A 16,853-nucleotide genomic window follows, 5' to 3' on the forward strand; every position below is an offset into this window, starting at 1 on the left:
CTCCTGGGCTGCTCGACCGGCAGAGGCCGCTCACGCTGATCGAGCAGCGCGCGCAGCGCGCGTATCGAGATCCGCTTGTGTGCAGCGGATCTCGATACGCGCCTGGGGGACTGCTCGACAAGCGTGCGGGAGTGCCGCCGCTACTTCGCGAGGAACTCCAGGACGACGCGGTTCCACTCCTCCGGGTGGCTCACGGTCACTCCGTGCGGGGCGCCGTGGACGACGTGCAGCTCGGAGCCGGGGATCGCCGCGTGGGTGCGGGCGCCGGAGCCCTCGAACGGAACCGTGCCGTCGCCGTCGCCGTGGATGACGAGCGCGGGCACCGACACGTTGGGCAGGTCCTCGCGGAAGTCGGTGGTCGCGAACGCCGTCATGCAGGCGAGGGCCGCGTGCTTGGCCGACTGCTTCGCCAGAGCGATCGCCTCCTGGCGCTGTTCCTCCGTCACCTTCAGCACGCCGTCGACCGAGAAGAAGTCGGTGGTGAACTGGTCGTAGAAGTCGTCCTCGCTCTTCGTGAGGCCCGCGGTCATCTGCGCGGCCTGCGCCTTCTCGAGCGGGCCGTCCGGGTTGTCGTCCGTCTTCATCAGGTACGGCGGGACGGCCGAGGCGAAGACGACGCTGTGCAGGCGATCGGCGCCGTACTTCGTGAAGTAGCGGGCGACCTCGCCGCCGCCCATCGAGAAGCCGACCAGGGTGACGTCCTGCAGGTCGAGCTCGGTGAGGAGGGTGTGCAGGTCCTCGGTGAGCGTGTCGTAGCTGTAGCCGGTGAGCGGCTTGTCGCTGCGGCCGAAGCCGCGGCGGTCGTAGGTGACGACGCGGTAGCCGGCCTCGGCGAACGCGGGGACCTGCTCCTTCCACGACTCGCCCGAGAGGGGCCAGCCGTGGAGGAGGACCACGGGGCGGCCCGATCCGCCGGTGTCGTCGACGTGCAGGTCCGTGTCCTTGAAGAGTCCGTGGTGGGCGGTGATCTCGGCCATGGCGAGTGCTCCTTCCGGCGCCGACGATCGGCGTCACTCGATGTTCGAGGACGTCCCTGCGAGCGGATGGCCGGGGCGGGGAGGGTTGACAGCTCCCGTCACTCCGCGACGACGGCCGCGGCGAGGCCCCGCAGCGCGGTGTGCAGCCCGGGGCTCATGGGCAGCCCGGCGTCGAGCACCGCGTTCGCGGCGGCGACCAGCACCGGTGCCGCGGGGGAGGAGACCACGGTGAGGCCGGCGGGCGGATCCGCGTCGCCCGAGGGCCGCACGACCAGGACGAGCCGGGAGCTGGGAGCGCTCGTGCTGATCGTCGCTCCCGATCGGGCGGGCAGCACCGCGAGAGTGCCGCGGCCGACGAACTCGCGCTCCTCCCGACTGGCGACGGTGAACGCGCCCTCGAGCGGGAGCAGGAGCACCACCGACCCCGGGTCGGCGCGGGCGCTCGGGCGGAAGTCGATCGAGCCGGCCGTGTGCCAGATCCGCCGGAGGAGCACGCCCTCGGCGGCGGCCTCCTGACCGGTGACGGCGAAGGCGGGGTCGGGCCCGGCCTCGGCGTGGCGGGCCCGCAGCCAGTGCCGGGCGGAGTCGCCGCGGAGGGGCATCGGGCGGATCAGCGGATCGGACACGGCGGCTCCCGAGGAACGCGGACCTGAATCGGCCGAGACAGTGAGGAACCATCATCCTAGGAGCGGCGGGAGGCGTGGTCTCCGGAGTGGCGCGTCCTCACATGCCGATGCCGCCCCGGCCGCGCTGAGCGCGACGCCGGAGCGGCATCCGAAGGGTGGTGCGGACTACTGGAATCCGCCGCCACGGTCCTCCGGGTCCTCGATCGGGTCGGAGTCGGGAGTGTCGATCGAGTAGGTCACGTGGACCGCCTCGCCGACCTCCTTCGCGGAGACGGCGTTGTACACGAGGTGCGTCTCCTGGCCGTCGACGGCGGCGTAGACGTCGACCTCCTTCTCGTAGCCCCCCTCGGTGCTGACGCGGTTCTCGGTCTGGCCGTCGAACGGCCCGCCCTGGAAGAAGGCGAGGTAGCTCTCGCCCTCGGCGAGTGCGCGGATGTCGTTGCTCATGCCCCCAGGTCTACCACTCGGCGCCTTCCCGCCGCTCGGCCTTGCGCTCGACGGGCGGAGGAGGGCCGGGAGCGGCGGCGGCCGTGCCGCGAGGTGGCACTGCTCGACGGGATCTCTCCGCACGCGCCGTCAGGGCACGAGCCGCTGCGTGATCGAGGCCGTCGGCCCGCTCAGCGCGATCTCGGCGAGCGCGCCGTTGACCAGGGGCATCTGCGGCGGCTGGTGCCCGGTGTCGACGTCGAGGATCACCGGCACACCGAGGTCGCCGAGAGCGCGCCGCACCGCGTCCTCCTGGCTCAGCTCGGGCAGGGACGCGCCCTCGGTCCGGCCGATCAGGACGCCGGTCGCCTGCTCGAACCACCCCGCGAGCCGGAGGGAGGTGAGCATCCGGAGCACCGAGACGGAGTCGGACCCGGCCGCCTCCAGGTAGACGACGGTGCCCTCCGGCGCGTGCCGGCGAGCGAAGCCCGGAACGTCGCCGTAGGGCGTGCCCGCGAGCAGGGACACCGTCTCGAGGCATCCGCCGATCAAGCGGCCGGACATCGCCGCGTCCGCTGACCCGTCGAGCGAGCGCCAGCGGGTCGGCTCCTCGTAGGCCCGATCGCGGTCGAGCGGCTCGTCCGCCCACGCACCCCACGGACGGCTCCGGCGTCGCGGCGCGGCGTGCTGCGTGAACGCGGCTCCGGGCTCGAGGCCGGCGACCTCCGTCCAGCGGTGGAACCTGACCGGCAGCTCCCACGGCTCGTCCATCAGGTTGGCGCCGTGGATCGTCGCGAGCCCGGTCGTCGTCGTCAGGGGCAGGAGCAGCGTCGAGACGTCCGACCAGCCGACGAACCAGGGCCGGGCCTCCGCGAGGGCGTGCCAGTCGAGCCTCTCCAGCAGCTCGACGGCGAGCTCGCCGCCCCACGGAGGAAGGACCGCGTCCCCGCTCCGGAAGGCGTCGTGCAGGTCGGCCGCCCGATCCGCGGCGGACGCCGGAGCGAGTCCGCCGAGGAGGGCGTGCGGCCGGATCCGGACGTCGTAGCCCGCCGAGCCGAGTCGGCGCGCGGCGTCCTGCAGCCGGTCGTGCAGGTGCTCGGGGACTCCCATCGAGGGCGCGGGCACCTCCACCCGGCCTCCGGCGCGGAGGGGTGCGGGGTACGTGATGCTCGCCATCCGACGACGTTAACGCCCCTCTCGGTGACGGGCTTCGAATGCTCCGTCCGGCGAGTACCTCCGCGCCCTTCCTGCCTCGACTCGCGGCCGGCCGCTGAGCGCGATCGCCAGAGGGGTCGGCGCGAGTTCTGCGCCGCCACCCACTCGCGCGCAGCGCCGGCCGCCGCCGGGAAGAAGGATGGCCAGGAGGCGCACCGGAACGTGACGTCCCGGTCTCGCGCAGGCGTCTCGGCTCCGCTGCTGCCTGCGGCGATCAGCGCCACGCGGCGCCTTCAGCTCGTGAGGCGGCCGATCTCGTCCTCGGAGAGGAGGCGGTCGGAGTAGAGCGCGATGCGGGCCGCGGGGTCAGGGCTGTGCGCGTCGGGGCCCTCCCACCTCCGGTCGAGACCGAGTCGAGCGACCGTGCGGTGCGATCGCTCGTTGTGTTCAGCGACGACCGCGGTCACGGGGAGCTCCGGCCGGAGCCGCCGCGCCCGCGCGATGCCTGCGGAGGCGACCTCCTGGGCGTACCCCCTGCCCCAGTGGTCCGGATGGACGGTGAACGCGACGTTCCAGGCCGTGTCGGCGAGGAGGGTGCATCCGCCGATCCCGATCGCACCGTCCGCGCCGCCCTCGGGACTCCGCAGCCGGACGACCCAGCTGCTGAGGTCGTCCCGTTCCCACTGCGCCGTCCGGCGGGCGAGCACCGCCCGGGTCTGCTCGACGGAGCCGTGTCGGAGGAGGGGGTCGCCCGCCGCGATCCGCTCGTCGGAGTACAGCCGCCACAGCTCGTCCAGATCGCTCTCGGCGGGACGGAACAGCCGGAGCCGCTCGGTCGTCTCGTCGGGGCGATCACCGGCGCCGATGCTGCTGCCGCTCGCTCGAGGCGGGACTCGGGGCCATCGGGGCGGTCGCCGAGGAGTGAGGCGAGCGCGGTGACCGCGCCTGGACGTCCACCCGCTCAGCCCGTGATCAGGCCGGTGAGGCGGTCGGCGGCGGCTCCGACGGTCGAGACCGCATTGACCGTGACGAGGCAGGCGATTCCCCAGAACCAGGTGCGACCGGGTGCCCCGGCGCTGCGCCGCTCGAAGGCGAGCCACCAGGCGCCGACCACCGAGACGCACGCCGCGACCACCGAGCCGAGCGCCATGCGGACGTACTCCTCCGGTCCGGGGGAGGACCAGGCCGTGGTCGCGAGGACGATGAGCAGCGGGGCCACGATCATCCCCAGTGCGCCGAGCAGCACCGCATGGAGGTGACTGCGGGGAGGGGCCCCGGTCGTCGTCGTCGCGGTCCGCGTCCGTGTCGTGTCCATGCCGCGTCCCCCGTCGTCGCGGCCCGGTCCGCGCTGCCCCGACGCTATCCGCTCGCCGTTCCGCCGTCACCCCGCACCTCGAAGCGGACCGCGTGCCAGGGTGGCGTCAGCACCACGCCGCCCGCGCCGCCCCGGCCGAACGCCGAGAACGTAGGATGTCCGGGATGACGATCGGACGCCGCCTCTTCCTCTCGGGAGCCGCCACGGGAGTCGGGCTCCTGGCCCTCGCGGGCTGCACGCCGTCGCGTCCGGCGCCGACCCGCTCGGTCACGAAGGCCCCCGTGCCCACGCCGAGCACCACCGCCGTCCCCGCGCCGGCCGCCTTCGTGCGCTCCGCCTGGGCCGAGGATCCGTACGCGCTCGGCTCCGTCTCCTACCTGCCCGTCGGCGCGACGCCGCAGCACCGCACCGACCTGGGCACCGCGGTCCTCGACCGCGTCTTCCTCGCGGGCGAGGCCACCGACACGGAGGCGCCCGGCACGCTCCAGGGCGCCTGGAGCTCCGGGGTCCGCGCGGCCGCCGAGATCAGCGCCGTCGCCGACGAGGGCGAGCGGATCGCGATCGTCGGGGCCGGTCTCGCCGGAGCGGTCGCCGCGCGGCGCCTGTCCGACGCGGGCTTCGACGTCACCGTGGTCGAGGCGCGCGAGCGCACCGGCGGCCGCATCGCCACCGCGACTCCGGACGGCTGGCCGATCGCCGTCGAGACCGGAGCCTGGGCCCTCACCGGCGCGGGAGCCGCCCTGCGCGAGAGCATCGCGGACGCGGGCGTGGTCACGACCGCGATCGACCTCGCCGACGTCCGCTCGAGCGACGCCGACGGCGCGGCTCTCGACACCGGCACCACGGGTGCCGACGCCCTGACCCGTGCTCTCGAGTGGGGAGCGGAGCAGCCGGAGGATCTGGCGCTCGCCGAGTCGTTCGCCGGCTCCGGAGCGCCCGATCCCGCCGAGGCCGAGCCGGGCTCCGGCGACGGCGACGCCGCCCGCGTGGCGGCGCACCTCGCCGGGACGACCGCGCTGCGCACCGGCGCCGCTCCCGAGGAGCTCTCCTCCTGGTACGGACTGGGAGACGCCTCCGCCGCCACGACCGCGGAGGAGCTGAGCGACGACTCCGGCGACGCGCTGCTGACCGACGGGCTCGCGCCCCTGGTCGACACCTTGCTCGCTGACGTCGAGGTCTCGCTGCGCGCCGTGGTGAGCGGCATCGGCTACACGGAGACCGGCGTCAGCATCCGCCTGGGCACCGGCGAGTCGTTCACAGCCGACCGGGTGCTGGTCACCGTGCCGATCGGGGTGCTCCAGACGGACGCGATCGCCTTCGACCCGCCGCTCCCGTTCGCGCAGCGCGCGGCCGTCGCGGCCCTCGGCTCCGGTGTCGTCGAGACGCTGTGGCTGCGCTTCGACGAGGCGTTCTGGGAGGCCGACGCCCCCGCGCGCTGGTCGCTCGTCGGCTCCGAGGCGGGCATCACCGAGTGGCTCAACCTCCAGCCGTCGACCGGCGAGGCGGTGCTCGTCGGGCTGGTCGGAGCGGATCAGGCCCTCTCGCTGCAGGACCTCAGCGACGACGAGCTGGTCACCCTCGCGCAGACGGCGCTCGAGCCGTTCGCCGTCGTCCCCGGCTGACGAGCTCGCGGAGCCGCGCCAGCGGCCCCCGCCACTCCGACGCGTGCGCCGCCCCGAGCGGCCGCACCCGGCTGAGCGCGAGGACGAACGCCGCGATGCCGGAGATCAGGCTCAGCACGATCACGTCGTAGAGCACGAACATCACGGGTCCGTCGACCTGGCCGGGGTCGAGGAAGAAGTACGGGTACCAGCCGATGAGGGCCCCGCGGACCAGGGTGATGACGCCCCAGACGATCGGGAAGCCGAGCACGGTCAGCGCCCCGCGCCAGGCGACCGGGCGGCGGCCGGGTCCGAGGATCCAGTCGAGAACAGCGAGCGTGGGGATCACGAAGTGCAGGAGCGCGCTCGACCAGGGCACGTCGACCCGCACGCCGCGGTTGTTGGCCTCGACCGCGATCAGCCCGAAGACGATCCCCGACACGACCATGTAGGTGAGCACGAGCGCCCGCACGGTGCTGAGCCAGCGCGGCTCCCGCTCGCGCGCGAGGGCGACCAGGCCGGACAGGCCCAGCACCACGACCCCGGCCATGTTCGACTGCGTCGTGAAGTAGGCGAAGAAGTTGTCGATCTGGAACGCGCGGAAGCCCAGGGTGTAGAAGAAGTCGCCGACGAGTCCGACCGCGCCCAGCCCGGCGAGGGCCAGGCGGAGGATCGCGAACGCCTTCCGCACACCCGCTCCGATCCGTCGCCGCTGGGCCCGGAGGGCCGGACTTCCGGACGATTCTACGGTCGCCGCGCTCGGAGCTCCCCGAGCGCGCGGCTCCACCGAGCGGGGGAGGCGGGCCCCGCGGAGGCGATCTAGCGTGGAGGGATGGCGCGCGTACAGCACGGGGAGGGTTCGGGTCGGATGTCGTCGGAGGAGGCGTCCCGGCGCTGGAACGCGGTCACGGGTCCGCTGTTCCTCGCGGCGGGAGCGGTCTTCGCGGTCCTCGGGAATCCGGTCTGGCCGGTGTTCCTCGTCCTGGGGATCACGTTCCTCGGGCTGACCGCCGGCCCCGGGAGGCCGACGCGCCGGAGCGGAGCCCAGGAGCCGGACCGCGATCGGTGACGCGCGCTTCGCGACGCGGACACTCGCCGGTCGCGTTGCCGGGATAGCGTGCGTGTCATGCCCTTCACGCCGAGCCACGCCGTCGTCGCGCTCGCGTTCTCGAACGGCCGGATCCCGGCCGCGGCCGTCGCCATCGGCGCGATGGTCCCGGACATCGGCATGTACATTCCGATCGCCGTCGCCCGCGAGTCCACCCACTCCCTCCTCGGCGTCGTCACCGTCGACCTGCTGCTCGGGATGCTCGGCCTCGCGCTGTGGAGCGCGGTCGTCGCTCCGGCCTGGCGCGACCTCGCGCCCGCGCTGGTCCGCTCGCGCCTGCGTCCCCGGCGCTCGCCGCCCCGCGGGGCCGCCGCATGGATCCGCGTGCTCGTCTTCGCGGCCGCCGGTATCGCGATCGGAGCCGCCAGCCACGTGATGTGGGACGGCTTCACCCACCGGGGCGGCCTCTTCGTCTCGGCGATCCCGCTGCTGCAGCAGGAGCTCGGGCCCTTCCCCGGCTTCCGATGGGCGCAGTACGCGAGCGGCGTGCTCGGGCTGCTCGGGCTCGGGATCGGCGCGGTGGTCTGGTACGTCGGCCGCCGTCCCCGGAAGCTCCGCTCCGACGGCCGGCAGCCGGTGCGCATCGCGGCCGCGGCCGTGGTGCTCGCGGCCGCGGTGGTGCCTGCCGGGATCATGCTGGCGGGGGCGGGCATCGATCCGCTCGACGCCGCCTACCGGGCCCACGTGGTGCGGGCGGCGATCCTGCTCGTGGGCGGCGGCGCGGCGGCCGCGGTCGCCGTCGCGGCGGTCTGGTGGCTCACCGGCCGAGGGGTGCGCGGGGCCGTCGTCTGAGACGACGGAGGACGAGCCTGTCGTCTCAAGGGAGCACGGGCATCCGTCGCGAGGAGGATGCGCCGGTGCATAGCCCACCGATAGCGTCGGACACGGCCCGTTGGGGCGGGCCGCCTTCGGGGGAAGGCACTAAGGGGAAATCGGGGGCTCGCGGCACACGCCGCGGGCCCTCTACCCGTTTCCGGGCCGCTGCCGGCAGCTCCCGCCGCCTCAGCGCCGCTTCGAGCGCGGCCGGTTCTGCGCGGCCGGGCGCTGCGGGATGCGCGGAGCGCCCTCGCCGGCGGCTCCCTGGGGGAGCGAGGACGCGGGCGGGATCGGGCGGCGGGTCACCGGGCGCACCGGCTCGCCGCGGCGCGTCTGGCCGGGGATCGGCCGGGAGCGGCGCCCGTAGATGAGCTCGGACGAGTCGAGCAGCCACGGCACCAGCGCCACCGTCACTCCGTGCACCAGCAGGAGCTTCTGGCGGATCCGCCGCGACTTGTGGTTGTGGAGGAACGCCTCCCACCAGTGCCCGACGATGTACTGCGGCATGTAGACCGTCGTGATCTCGGAGCCGTGCTCGAGGCGGTGGGCCTTGATGTACTTGATCAGCGGGTACGAGATGTCGCGATAGGGAGAGGCCACGCAGCGCAGCGGCACCTCGATGTCCATCTGCGCCCAGTCGGCCTTCAGCTGCGCGGTCTGCGCGTCGTCGATGGAGGAGTGCACCGCCTCCAGCGTCTCGTGCCGCGCCGCGATGGCGTAGTCGAGCGCCTTCAGCGTGGGCTTGTTCATCCGGCCCACCAGCACGATCGCGTGGTCGCCGTTGGCGCCGAAGGTCGTGGTCGGGTCGACCTCGATCTCCTTCTCGACGTCGCGGTAGTAGCGGTAGACGCCGGCCATCAGGACGCCGAGGATCGGCATCACCAGGTAGACGAGCCAGGCGCCGTGGGTGAACTTCGTGATCGTGACGACGACGAGCACCGCGAACGTCAGCGTCGCGCCGAACAGGTTGATGGCCAGGCTCGTGTAGACGGTGCGCGAGCCCTCGCCGTTGCGGATCATCCGGACCCAGTGCTTGACCATGCCCGACTGCCCGAGCGTGAACGAGACGAAGACGCCGATGATGTACAGCTGCACGAGGCTCGTGAGCGAGGCCTGGTAGACGAGCAGGATGATCGCGGCGACGAGCGCCAGGATGATCACTCCGTTGGAGTAGATGAGGCGGTCGCCGCGGGTGTTCAGCGACTTGGGCGCGTAGCCGTCGCGGGCCAGCACGGAGCCCAGCAGCGGGAAGCCGTTGAACGCGGTGTTCGCCGCGAGGAGCAGGACGGCGGCGGTCGCGGCCTGGATGATGAAGAACAGGATCGTGTTGTTGCCGAACGTGGCGGCGGCGACCTGCGCGATCACGGAGCGCTGCGGGGTCGTGGCGCAGTCGGCGAAGCCCACCAGGTGGCAGGCGTTCTCGGCGTAGTGCACGTTCGAGAGCAGGGCGAGGGCGGTCAGGCCGACGAAGAGCACGATCGCGATCGTGCCCATCGCGACGAGGGTGCGCTGGGCGTTCTTGACCTTCGGGGCGCGGAACGCGGGCACACCGTTCGAGATGGCCTCGACGCCCGTGAGCGCCGCGCAGCCGCTCGCGAAGGAGCGCAGCAGCAGGAGGACGACGGCCGCCTGCGTGAGCTGCTCGCCCTGCACGGTGAAGCCCGCCGACTCCGCGACCGGGGTGTCGCCGAAGGCGGTGCGGACCAGGCCGACGACGACCATGACGAAGACGCTCGCGACGAAGAGGTACGTCGGGACGGCGAAGGCGCGGCTCGACTCCGAGACGCCGCGGAGGTTCACGGCCGCCAGCAGCACCACGAAGAGGATGGCCAGCTCGACCCGCAGCGGCGCCAGCTCGGGTACTGCGGAGATGATGTTGTCGACTCCGGAGGCGACCGACACGGCCACGGTGAGCACGTAGTCCACGAGGAGGGCGGCGGCGACCGTGAGGCCCGCCGTCTCGCCCAGGTTGGTGCGGGCGACCTCGTAGTCGCCGCCGCCGGACGGGTACGCCCGGATCAGCTGGCGGTAGCTCAGCACCACCACGACGAGGAGGACGACCACGCACGCGGCCACCCAGGGGGCGAAGGTGAGGAAGGAGAGTCCGCCGAGCAGCAGGATCATCAGCAGCTCCTGCGGCGCGTAGGCCACGGAGGAGAGCGGGTCGCTGGCGAAGATGGGGAGCGCGAGCCGCTTCTGCAGCAGCTGTCCCTCGAGCTTGTCGCTGGGGAGCGGCTCGCCGATGAAGAAGTGCTTGGCGGTGCGCAGCTCGGTCGCGTCGGCCGATGATCCGTCCGCGGCGGACGGGGGGCCCTCGTGTGTCACGAGCGATGACACTACTCCGTGCGAGGGGGCAGTCAAGACGGCCGGGAGCAGGCCGAGCGGAGGCTGATCCCGCGCTGTGACCGGGAGTTTCCCGGTGCGGCGGGGAGCGACGGCCGGCGTCCTCGCGGCCGGCGCCCCGAGCGGGGGGTCAGCGGCCGTCGCGGGTCGCGGCTCCGATCAGGCCGGTGAGGCTGTCGCGGAGCGCGGTGAGCTCCTCGAGGGGGACGTCGAGCCGCTCCACGATCTGCGGAGGAACCTGCAGGGCCTGCTCGCGGAGGGCCGCTCCGGAGGGGGTCAGCGCGACGTCGAGGCGGCGCTCGTCGTCGCTGCTCCGGGCGCGCGTGACGTGGCCGCTCGCCTCCAGGCGCTTCACGAGCGGGCTGAGCGTGGCCGGCTCGAGGCGGAGCGCGGAGCCGAGGTCGGCGAGCGAGCGGGGGCTCCGCTCCCAGAGCGCGAGCATCACGAGGTACTGCGGGTGCGTGAGCCCGAGCGGCTCGAGCACGGGGCGGTACAGCCCGATGACGGTGCGCGCCGCGACGGCGAGGGAGAAGCAGACCTGGTTCTGGAGGGCGAGCGGGTCGGTTTCCACGGCGTCATCCTCTCATCGTGCCCTGATGGTTAGTACACTAAGGATATGACGCGGAAGAAGACCGGCTCCCTCTACCAGCGCTTCAACGCGCGGCTGTTCCCCTGGATCGGCCCGCCGCCGCTCGGCCCGTACGACCAGCCCGAGCAGGAGGCGCCCGCGGGGCAGGCGTGCCCGCTCTGCGGCCGGCCGATGTCCGAGCACGTCATCGACCGCTCCGGTCCGCGCACCCAGCTGTACTGCCCGAGCGACCCCTCCTGAGTCGCACGCCCCCGTTCGGGGGTCGGGGGCTTCGGGCGGCGGGGGCGGATGATGAGCGCATGTCCCGTCTGAGCCCCACCGCCGCCCGCGTCGTCCAGTACAGCCGTTTCGGCGACGCGGACGTCCTCGAGATCGTCGAGGTCGAGCGGCCGAAGCCCGGGGCGGGCGAGGTGCTGGTCGAGGTGCTCTCCGCCGGGGTGAACCACATGGAGGCGTTCATCCGGCAGGGCCAGTTCGACTCCGACCACTCCGCGGCCTTCCCGATGCGCCAGGGCACCGACTTCTCGGGCGTCGTCGTCGCCCTCGGCGAGGGCGTCACCGACATCAAGCTCCGCAGCGACGTGGTCGGCCACGCGCTCGTCGGCTCGCACGCGACCCACGTCGTGGTGCCGCGCCGCAACCTCGTCGCCAAGCCCGCCTCCGTGAGCTGGGAGGTCGGCGGCGCGCTGTTCCTCGCCGGAGTGACCGCGTGGCGCGCGCTCGAGGCCACGCACGTCGGACCCGACGACACCGTCCTCGTCTCCGCGGCGGCCGGAGGAGTCGGCAGTCTCGAGATCCAGCTGGCGAAGCTCCGCGGCGCGACGGTGATCGGCACCTGCGGCGAGCGCAACTTCGACTACCTCCGCCAGATCGGCGTGAAGCCGGTGGTCTACGGCGACGGGATCGCCGACCGCATCCGGGCCGCGGCGCCCGGCGGGGTCACGGTGTTCCTCGACAACTTCGGCGGGGAGAACGACGCCCTCGCCGACGAGCTCGGCATCGCGGCCGGCCGATTCCACTCCAGCGACGACCGCAAGGAGATCGAGCTGCGCGCCGTCTGGCCCGACGCCGAGACCGCCCAGCGCGACACCGAGATCCTCGGCGAGCTGGTCGGCCTCGTCGGCGAGCAGAAGCTGCGGGTGCTCGTCTCGGGCTTCTACCCCTTCGACCAGGTGCAGGACGCCTTCGACGACCTCGAGAAGCGGCACTCGCGCGGCAAGATCGTGCTCGGCATGAACCCGGTGGACCCGGCGAAGGTCACCAAGGCGCGCGACATCCACGAGGCCGGCCGCTAGCCGCACCCTCCCGGCGGCTGTCCGGGCTGCTCTCCGGGCGGCCACAATGGGGCCGTGGCGCGCGGACGCCCGGGAGGAGTGACGCGATGGAGGAGCCCGTCGTCGCGATCGTCTGGATCGTCTCGTTCGTGGTGGTGACCGTCCTGGTCACCGGGCTGTCGGGGCGGGTGAACTGGTCCGCTCCCGTGGCGCTCGTCGCCGTCGGAGCCCTCGCCTCCTTCGTCCCCGGGATCCCGGAGGTGGTGGTCGAGCCGGACGTGGTGCTGTTCGGGATCCTGCCGCCGCTGCTCTACGCGGCGGCGATCCGCACCTCCGTCCTCGACGTCCGCGCCCGCGGCGACAGCATCCTCCTGCTGTCGGTCGGGCTCGTCGTCTTCACGGTCGCGGTGGTCGGCGCGGTGGCCTGGATGGTCGTCCCGGCGATCACGGTCGCTGCAGCCCTCGCGTTCGGCGCGATCGTGGCGCCCACGGACGCGGTGGCGGTCACGGCGATCGCGGGGCGGCTCCGCCTGCCGCGGCGCATGCTCACGGTGCTCGAGGGCGAGAGCCTCCTCAACGACGCGACCGCACTGGTGGCGCTGAACGCCTCACTCCTGGCGATCGTCAGCACGGTCACTCCCGGGCGCATCGCGCTCGACTTCGTGCTGGCCGTGGCGGTGGGCGGCGGGGTCGGGATCGGCATCGCCGTGCTGCTCGGGTTCGTGCGCAAGCAGGTGCAGTCGTCCGTCCTGGACACGAGCCTCTCGCTGGTGACGCCCTACGTCGCGTTCATCCCGGCGCAGCTGCTGCACGGCTCCGGGGTGCTGGCGGTCGTGGTCGCGGGGCTCTACCTGGGCTACCGGGCGCCGGTCATCCAGTCGGCGCAGGCGCGGATCGCGGAGTCGCTCAACTGGCGGACGATCCAGTTCCTGCTCGAGAACGCGGTGTTCCTCTTCATCGGGCTGAGCCTGTCGTCGGTGGTGGAGGCGACGGCCGACTCGGGCATCGGGGTCTGGCAGACGGTCGGCATCGGCGCGGCCGTGCTCGCGGCGCTGGTCGGGAGCCGCGTGGCCTGGATGTGCATGACGACGCTGCTGTTCCGGCACGGTCCGCGCCGGCTGCAGCAGCGCGGGTGGACCTGGCCGACCGCGATCGGGGTGTCGTTCGCGGGCATCCGCGGCGTGGTCACCCTCGCCGCCGCGTTCCTCCTGCCCGCGGAGACGCCGCAGCGCGCGTTCCTGCAGTTCCTCGCCTTCATCGTGGTGGCGGGGACGCTCGTCGAGGGGCTCGCGCTCCCGCGGCTCGTCCGCGCCCTGAAGCTGCCGGCCCCGAACGAGATGCAGGAGCACGTCGAGAAGCAGATGCTGCTCGCCGAGGCGCAGGCCGCCGGGCTCGCCCGGCTCGACGCGGAGCCGCAGGACGGAGTGGAGGACCGCGTTCTCGACCGGCTGCGGCGGAACGCGACGTTCCTCGCCGACGCCCTGGAGAACCCGCCGGAGGGCGAGGGCGTGGAGCCACTCCCGCAGGCCTACAACCGGCTCCGGCGCGTGATGATCGCGGCCGAGCGGGAGGCGGTGCTCCGCGCGCGCTCCGAGGGGCGGTACCAGGAGCCGGCGGTGGTGAGCGCTCTGGCGTTCCTCGACGTGGAGGAGGAGGCGCTGGCGGTCGGGCGGCAGTAGCGCCGAGAGGGCGGGGACCCCGGGCGGGATCCCCGCCCTCCCGGCGGTGCGGTGTCCGGGCTCAGCCCAGGGTGGAGCGGACCGAGGCGCGGGCCTCGTCGAGCGCGGCGCGCAGGGCGTCGACGCTCGCGGTCGTCACGGATCCCGAGGAGGCGGCGGTGCGCAGCTCCGCGCGCAGCTCGTCGCGGAACTCGGTGAGCAGCACCTCGGCGTCGCGCAGAGCGATCCGCGAGGCGGTGCGCGCGTCGGCCGAGGCCGGTGCGGCCTGCTCCGGCGCGGGCTGCTCGGAGGGGGTGCCGGACGTGTCCTGCGGGCGCGGCTCCTCGGCGGAGTGCTCCGGTCGGCGTCCGGGCTCCCGCGAGTCGCGCGCAGCGCTGGCCAGGTCGGCGCGGAGGCTCTTCATCGCCTCCGCTACGCCGAGGCGGACCTCGTCGGCGAGCCGGCGGACGGAGTCGGTGAGCTCCTCCTCGATGTCGCCCAGGTCGGTCGCGCGGTTCGCGAGCTCGGCGCGGCCGGCGTCGGTGATGGAGTAGACGGTCTTGCGGCCGTCGGCCTCCTTCGTGACGAGTCCCTCCTCCTCGAGCTTCGCGAGGCGTGGGTAGACCGTGCCGGCGCTGGGCGCGTAGGTGCCGCCGAAGCGCTCGCTGAGCGCCTGGATCAGCTCGTAGCCGTGGCGCGGCGACTCGGCGAGGAGGTTGAGCAGGTAGAGGCGCAGGCGGCCGTGCGCGAAGACGGGGCTCACAGCGAGCTCCCGTCCATCGGGCGGCGGTCGTCGGCGGGGCCGGTGCCGGGGGAGCCCCAGCCCTCGCCCACCGAGGCGGAGGACGCGGTGACGGACCGGCGGACGACGACCACGTCTCCCGAGACGGAGTTGGCGGCGACGTCGACCCACTTCGAGTCGAGCGAGCCCGTGGTCGAGGTGAAGCCCCGGCCGAAGGTGCCCTTGACGACGGAGCCGTCGAGCTGGAGCGTGCCCGAGACGGTGTTGATGCGGTAGCGGGCGCCGAGGCCCTCGTCGACGCGGATCGTGAGGTCGCCGCTGACGGTGTTGGCCTGGATCCGGTCGGGGGTGCCCTCGGCGTCGACGAACACGCTGCCCGAGACGCCGTCGACGGTGAAGCGGGTGAGCTCGCCGGTCGCGGTGACGTCGCCGGAGACGGTGCGCGCGGTGACGCGGCCGGTGTGGCTGCGGACCGAGAGCTCGCCGTGGACGGTGTTCACCTCGATGTCGCCGTGCAGGCCGTCGACGACGATGTCGCCGCCGACCGTCGAGACGCGGGCGTCGCTGTGGAGGCCCGAGACCAGGCCGTCGGCCGAGACGGTGTCGAACTTCAGGTCGACGCCGCGGGGGACGAGGAGGCTGATGTCGGCGCGGTCGCCGCGGCGGCCGAGGCCCTTCACGACGTCGACGATGGTGTCCCAGCGGAGCTGGACGTGGTCGATCTCGAGGCGGTCGCCGTCCATCGAGACCTTGAGCGGGCGGCCGTCGACGCTGTGGACCTCCACGCGGGCGGTCGGCTCGTCGTGGGCGATGACGTCGATCTGGCCGCCGACGAGGGCGACCTTGACCGAGCGGACGACGTCGAGGTCGATGACCTTCGTCTCGCCGGCCTGCACGAGCCATTTCTCGAGGGACATGAGCTCCTCCTCCTGCACCGGAGTGCCTTTCTGAAACGCGATACATCGCGAGCGGATGAGAGTCACGATATATCTCGATCGCTGCGGCCGGCAACGGGGCTCGGCCGGTTCCCAGCGTCGAGGGGCCGGGACCGGGGCGGGGCCGAGGCGGGATGAGGCCGGGGGCCGGAGCCGAGGCCGCCGTCGAGGGGGTGAGGCCGCGGCGGGCGCCGTGGTAGACCGGGCGCATGGACCCGATCGCGGCACTCGAGGAGATCGCAGCACTGCTCGAGCGGGAGCGGGCCTCCCGCTACCGGGCGAAGGCGTTCCGCCGGGCGGCCGCGGTGCTGGAGGGGATGGCGTCCGCCGAGCGGGACGACCTCGCCCTCGTGCGGCGGGCCTCCGGGATCGGCGACACGACCTTCACGGTGATCGAGCAGGCGCGGTCGGGCCGGGTGCCCGACTACCTCGCGGAGCTGCGCGGCTCGGCTCCTCCGCCCGCGAGCGCGCTGCGGGGACGGCTGCGCGGCGACCTCCACAGCCACAGCGAGTGGTCCGACGGGGCGACGCCCGTCCTCGCGATGGTGGACGCGGCCCGCGCGCTCGGCCACGAGTACCTGGCGCTCACCGACCACTCGCCGCGGCTCCGGGTCGCCCACGGTCTCAGCGCGGAGCGGCTGGAGGAGCAGCTCGCCCATCTCGCGGGCCTCGACACCGGGCCCCTGCGGCTGCTCAGCGGGATCGAGGTGGACGTCCTCGAGGACGGCGCGCTCGACCAGACGGACGAGCTGCTGGACCGCCTCGACGTGGTCGTCGCGAGCGCCCACTCGAAGCTGCGGCTGCCCTCCCGCGAGATGACGGCCCGGCTGGTCGCGGCGGCCTCGGATCCGCGGACCGACGTCCTCGGCCACGTCACGGGGCGGCTGGTGTCGGGCGAGCGCGGCACCCGCCCGCCGTCGACCTTCGACGCCCGGGCCGTGTTCCGCGCGTGCGCCGACCACTCCACCGCGGTCGAGATCAACGCCCGCCCCGAGCGCGAGGACCCGCCGGACGAGCTGATCGCGCTCGCGCTCGAGGAGGGCTGCCTGTTCTCGATCGACAGCGACGCGCATGCTCCGGGTCAGCTGGGCCTGCTCGACTACGGGGCGGAGCGGGCGGAGCGGCTCGGCGTCCCGGAGGAGCGGATCGTGACCACCTGGCCGGTCGAGCGGCTCCTGGAGTGGACCCGCGGCTGAGGATCCTCGCGCGTTGCGCAAACGAACTGCGGCCATCACCCCCTTGACAGGAGGCCGTACCGCGGGAGGAGATCCGACGCAAGTGGCGAAAT

Annotated in this window: 18 protein-coding genes; 7 read left to right on the forward strand and 11 right to left on the reverse strand. The window is 73.4% G+C overall.

What is annotated here, in order from left to right; translation table 11 throughout:
* Positions 1 to 140: 140 nt before the first annotated feature.
* From C5C44_RS11540 to C5C44_RS17365, 6 genes are all read right to left on the reverse strand, one after another.
* Positions 141 to 977, reverse strand: coding sequence for an alpha/beta fold hydrolase (locus tag C5C44_RS11540; protein ID WP_104335889.1), 837 nt, complete (start codon positions 975 to 977; stop codon positions 141 to 143).
* 98 nt (positions 978 to 1,075) lie between these two features.
* Positions 1,076 to 1,603: a hypothetical protein gene (locus tag C5C44_RS11545; protein ID WP_104335890.1), complete on the reverse strand. Its 528-nt coding sequence runs from the start codon at positions 1,601 to 1,603 to the stop codon at positions 1,076 to 1,078.
* A gap of 165 nt (positions 1,604 to 1,768) precedes the next feature.
* A complete protein-coding gene (locus C5C44_RS11550) occupies positions 1,769 to 2,050 on the reverse strand; it encodes an oligoribonuclease (RefSeq protein WP_104223758.1) in 282 nt (93 codons plus the stop codon).
* A gap of 129 nt (positions 2,051 to 2,179) precedes the next feature.
* Complete coding sequence (locus C5C44_RS11555) at positions 2,180 to 3,205, reverse strand: LD-carboxypeptidase (protein ID WP_104335891.1); 1,026 nt, start codon at positions 3,203 to 3,205, stop codon at positions 2,180 to 2,182.
* 272 nt (positions 3,206 to 3,477) lie between these two features.
* Complete coding sequence (locus C5C44_RS11560) at positions 3,478 to 4,239, reverse strand: GNAT family N-acetyltransferase (RefSeq protein ID WP_258066729.1); 762 nt, start codon at positions 4,237 to 4,239, stop codon at positions 3,478 to 3,480.
* Entirely contained in the window at positions 4,146 to 4,499 is a 354-nt protein-coding gene (locus C5C44_RS17365) for a hypothetical protein (RefSeq protein ID WP_146078830.1), read from the reverse strand. The genes C5C44_RS11560 and C5C44_RS17365 overlap by 94 nt, the downstream gene beginning before the upstream one ends.
* 164 nt (positions 4,500 to 4,663) lie before the next feature.
* Here C5C44_RS17365 and C5C44_RS11565 point away from each other — a divergent pair, with 164 nt between their 5' ends.
* Positions 4,664 to 6,121, forward strand: coding sequence for an NAD(P)/FAD-dependent oxidoreductase (locus C5C44_RS11565; protein WP_181132824.1), 1,458 nt, complete (start codon positions 4,664 to 4,666; stop codon positions 6,119 to 6,121).
* Here C5C44_RS11565 and C5C44_RS11570 read toward each other — a convergent pair.
* Positions 6,072 to 6,791 carry a Pr6Pr family membrane protein gene (locus tag C5C44_RS11570; RefSeq protein WP_104335894.1) on the reverse strand — a complete coding sequence of 240 codons (720 nt, stop codon included), beginning with the start codon at positions 6,789 to 6,791 and terminating at the stop codon, positions 6,072 to 6,074. The genes C5C44_RS11565 and C5C44_RS11570 overlap by 50 nt on opposite strands.
* A gap of 177 nt (positions 6,792 to 6,968) precedes the next feature.
* Between C5C44_RS11570 and C5C44_RS11575 the strand changes: the two genes are divergently transcribed.
* Complete coding sequence (locus C5C44_RS11575; protein WP_104233846.1) at positions 6,969 to 7,169, forward strand: hypothetical protein; 201 nt, start codon at positions 6,969 to 6,971, stop codon at positions 7,167 to 7,169.
* Positions 7,170 to 7,226: 57 nt separating this feature from the next.
* Positions 7,227 to 8,000: a DUF4184 family protein gene (locus C5C44_RS11580; protein ID WP_104335895.1), complete on the forward strand. Its 774-nt coding sequence runs from the start codon at positions 7,227 to 7,229 to the stop codon at positions 7,998 to 8,000.
* 210 nt (positions 8,001 to 8,210) lie between these two features.
* Here the strand turns inward: C5C44_RS11580 and C5C44_RS11585 are convergent, their stop codons facing one another.
* Together C5C44_RS11585 and C5C44_RS11590 are read right to left on the reverse strand one after the other, a co-directional pair.
* Positions 8,211 to 10,349, reverse strand: coding sequence for an APC family permease (locus tag C5C44_RS11585; RefSeq protein WP_374952928.1), 2,139 nt, complete (start codon positions 10,347 to 10,349; stop codon positions 8,211 to 8,213).
* A gap of 148 nt (positions 10,350 to 10,497) precedes the next feature.
* Complete coding sequence (locus C5C44_RS11590; RefSeq protein WP_104223751.1) at positions 10,498 to 10,938, reverse strand: MarR family winged helix-turn-helix transcriptional regulator; 441 nt, start codon at positions 10,936 to 10,938, stop codon at positions 10,498 to 10,500.
* Between the two features lie 45 nt (positions 10,939 to 10,983).
* On the opposite strand from C5C44_RS11590, the gene C5C44_RS11595 reads away from it, so the two are divergent.
* From C5C44_RS11595 to C5C44_RS11605, 3 genes are all read left to right on the forward strand, one after another.
* Positions 10,984 to 11,196 (forward strand): hypothetical protein, encoded by a 213-nt coding sequence (locus C5C44_RS11595; RefSeq protein WP_104223750.1) that lies wholly within the window; start codon positions 10,984 to 10,986, stop codon positions 11,194 to 11,196.
* A gap of 59 nt (positions 11,197 to 11,255) precedes the next feature.
* Positions 11,256 to 12,251, forward strand: coding sequence for an NADP-dependent oxidoreductase (locus C5C44_RS11600; protein ID WP_104223749.1), 996 nt, complete (start codon positions 11,256 to 11,258; stop codon positions 12,249 to 12,251).
* A gap of 86 nt (positions 12,252 to 12,337) precedes the next feature.
* Positions 12,338 to 13,909, forward strand: coding sequence for a sodium:proton antiporter (locus C5C44_RS11605; RefSeq protein WP_104223748.1), 1,572 nt, complete (start codon positions 12,338 to 12,340; stop codon positions 13,907 to 13,909).
* Positions 13,910 to 13,970: 61 nt separating this feature from the next.
* On the opposite strand, the gene C5C44_RS11610 is transcribed toward C5C44_RS11605, so the two are convergent.
* Both C5C44_RS11610 and C5C44_RS11615 read right to left on the reverse strand, forming a co-directional pair.
* Positions 13,971 to 14,651, reverse strand: coding sequence for a PadR family transcriptional regulator (locus C5C44_RS11610; protein WP_104226827.1), 681 nt, complete (start codon positions 14,649 to 14,651; stop codon positions 13,971 to 13,973).
* Positions 14,648 to 15,547 carry a hypothetical protein gene (locus tag C5C44_RS11615; protein ID WP_258066727.1) on the reverse strand — a complete coding sequence of 300 codons (900 nt, stop codon included), beginning with the start codon at positions 15,545 to 15,547 and terminating at the stop codon, positions 14,648 to 14,650. Before C5C44_RS11615 ends, C5C44_RS11610 begins: the two co-directional genes overlap by 4 nt.
* A gap of 227 nt (positions 15,548 to 15,774) precedes the next feature.
* Between C5C44_RS11615 and C5C44_RS11620 the strand changes: the two genes are divergently transcribed.
* On the forward strand, positions 15,775 to 16,761 hold the full coding sequence (locus C5C44_RS11620) for a PHP domain-containing protein (protein ID WP_104282642.1): 987 nt from the start codon (positions 15,775 to 15,777) through the stop codon (positions 16,759 to 16,761).
* Positions 16,762 to 16,853 lie beyond the last annotated feature (92 nt).

Origin of the sequence: Rathayibacter sp. AY1F6 (assembly GCF_002932035.1) — a bacterium.
GTDB lineage: Bacteria > Actinomycetota > Actinomycetes > Actinomycetales > Microbacteriaceae > Rathayibacter.